Annotated in this window: 3 protein-coding genes and 1 pseudogene; 2 read left to right on the top strand and 2 right to left on the bottom strand. The window is 59.7% G+C overall.

Going from position 1 to position 2,146, the window contains the following annotated elements; all coding sequences use genetic code 11:
* Positions 1-328, top strand: a pseudogene (locus tag B3520_RS12885) (amino acid oxidase); the annotation flags it as partial.
* Between the two features lie 25 nt (positions 329-353).
* On the opposite strand, the gene B3520_RS12880 reads toward B3520_RS12885, so the two are convergent.
* Positions 354-1,007, bottom strand: a complete 654-nt coding sequence (locus B3520_RS12880; RefSeq protein WP_123637781.1) for a DUF502 domain-containing protein — start codon at positions 1,005-1,007, stop codon at positions 354-356.
* 52 nt (positions 1,008-1,059) lie between these two features.
* On the opposite strand from B3520_RS12880, the gene B3520_RS12875 reads away from it, so the two are divergent.
* Complete coding sequence (locus B3520_RS12875; RefSeq protein WP_286805096.1) at positions 1,060-1,872, top strand: glutaminyl-peptide cyclotransferase; 813 nt, start codon at positions 1,060-1,062, stop codon at positions 1,870-1,872.
* A gap of 80 nt (positions 1,873-1,952) precedes the next feature.
* Here the strand turns inward: B3520_RS12875 and B3520_RS12870 are convergent.
* A partial coding sequence (locus B3520_RS12870; protein ID WP_286876200.1) for a cold-shock protein occupies positions 1,953-2,146 on the bottom strand: 194 nt, incomplete at its 5' end.

Here is a 2,146-nt window from a genome sequence, read left to right as displayed (position 1 = left end):
CGCACTCGGGGGACGCGTTGCGTTTCGCTGCACCACGCCGGACTATCTGCCCCTGGTGGGTCCCGCCCCGGACCGGGCCGCGTTTCTGGAGGACTTTGCGCCGCTACGCAAGGACGCCCGACTGAACATTCCCCGTCCGGGGCGCTACCACGACGGTCTGTTCATCAATGTCGGCCACGGGTCCCGCGGGTTGTGCTACACCCCGCTGAGCGCCGAGCTGCTGGTCGCCCACATCGAACGGGAGCCCATGCCGCTGGACCGCGAGCTGATTCAGGCGCTGCACCCGGCGCGTTTTCTGATCCGGGATCTGATGCGCAACAAGATTTGATCCTTCAGCTCACCGAAAGCGGGACTCAAGGCTGGTCAGTGGACGCCGCTGGCTGCTCGGGGGCGGGCTCCGGCGGGTCACTGATGATCTGGGAGCCGCTACCACAGGAAATTACCGTGCGCATGGCCGCCTCGACACTGATGTGTGGCAGCAACTCCACACAGTCTTCGGTCAGGTGATAGACAAACCCCGACGAAGGAATCGGCGCCGTCGGCACATACACGGTGCAATCGCCATTGCTGTGCCGCGCCGTCACAATGGCGGTCACCGACACCGGGTTCTGACGCCCCATGATGTAGGCGCGGCACACCTGGCCACGCAGTAGCGAGGTATTGTTTTCACCGCCGAGAAACTGCATGACCACTTCCCGGATGGTGCTGTAACCGGGTGCAAAGCGCGTGAGCCACTGATCCACCCGGTTGTGTATCCAGCGGCCAATGCTGGTTTTGACCGCCAGGCCGATCAGGAAAAAGGCGCCCAGCACCAACACGATGCCGAGCAGGTCGGCCACCTGCTCCGCCAATGGCGCCCAACTGGCCAGCCAGGCGCTGATCGGGGCAATCACGGCGGTCACCAGCCCCAGCAGCCACTGCAGGATAAAGATGAAGATCGCAATGGGCAGCGCCACCATCAAGCCACCCAGTAGCGTCAATCCCACAAACGACTGCCAACGTTTCATAAATGCCTTCCCGTTGATTACCATAGAGCCCTCACTGTCCAGGACCACGCTTATGACACAATCTTCCGGTGCTTTCAACACGCTCATCCGCGGGTGCGGCCAGATGCTGTGGCTTAGCGGTCTGATGATGTCCCTGGTCGCCTGCGCCGACACCGGCCCTCGCGACATTCTTCAGTACCAGTTCCAGATCGAGGCAGAGCAACCCCACGACCCCACCCTGTTTACCCAGGGATTACTCAAGCGTGGTTCACGGTTCTATGAAAGCGGGGGCCAATACGGCCAATCTCGCCTGGTCATCTATCAGGACAACGGTCGGCAGGTCGAGCGTGAACGGCCTCTGGCCGCACGCTACTTTGCCGAAGGGCTGACGGAACTGAACAATGAACTCTACCTGCTGACCTGGCGGGAAAAAACACTACTGGTTTACGACGCGGGCACACTTGAACCTCTGCGAGAGATGAGCTATTCCGGCGAGGGGTGGGGCCTGACCAATGACGGCGAACACCTGATCCGCTCCGACGGCAGCGCCCAGCTTTATTTCCATGCACCAGAGGACTTCAGCGTACAACGTCAAATCACCGTTACCGAAAACGGCAAGGCAGTCACACGCCTGAATGAACTGGAATACGTCGATGGCGCCATCTGGGCCAATATCTGGTATTCAGATCGCCTGATCCAGATTGATCCCGACAATGGCCGGGTGATCGGCTCTCTGGATCTGGCCGAGCTGGTACGCACAGCGCAGCCCGAGACGTCCGGAGCAGTGCTCAACGGTATCGCCTACGACGCCGAGCATAACCAGTTCTGGGTGACGGGAAAGCTGTGGCCTACACTTTATCGGCTCTCCTTGAGTCCCGAGCCCTAGTGGTCCCAAACCGCGGATAGCCGCGTATAAAAAAAGCCGCACATTCTGCGCGGCTTTCTTATACGGCGTCATCGGTGAGCTCAGAGCCCAACGACATTATCCGCCTGAGGGCCTTTCTGGCCGTCTTTCACATCAAATTCCACGCGCTGGCCTTCTGCCAACGTCTTGAAGCCGGTACCGGTGATAGCACTGTAGTGCACAAACACATCCTGGCCGCCTTCCTGCTCAATAAAACCAAAACCTTTGGATTCGTTGAACCACTTAACAACACCTG

Source organism: Marinimicrobium sp. UBA4509 (assembly GCF_002388575.1).
Lineage (GTDB): Bacteria > Pseudomonadota > Gammaproteobacteria > Pseudomonadales > Cellvibrionaceae > Marinimicrobium > Marinimicrobium koreense.
Note: the sequence above shows the minus strand (reverse complement) of the source record. Positions and strands in the feature narration are given on the sequence as shown.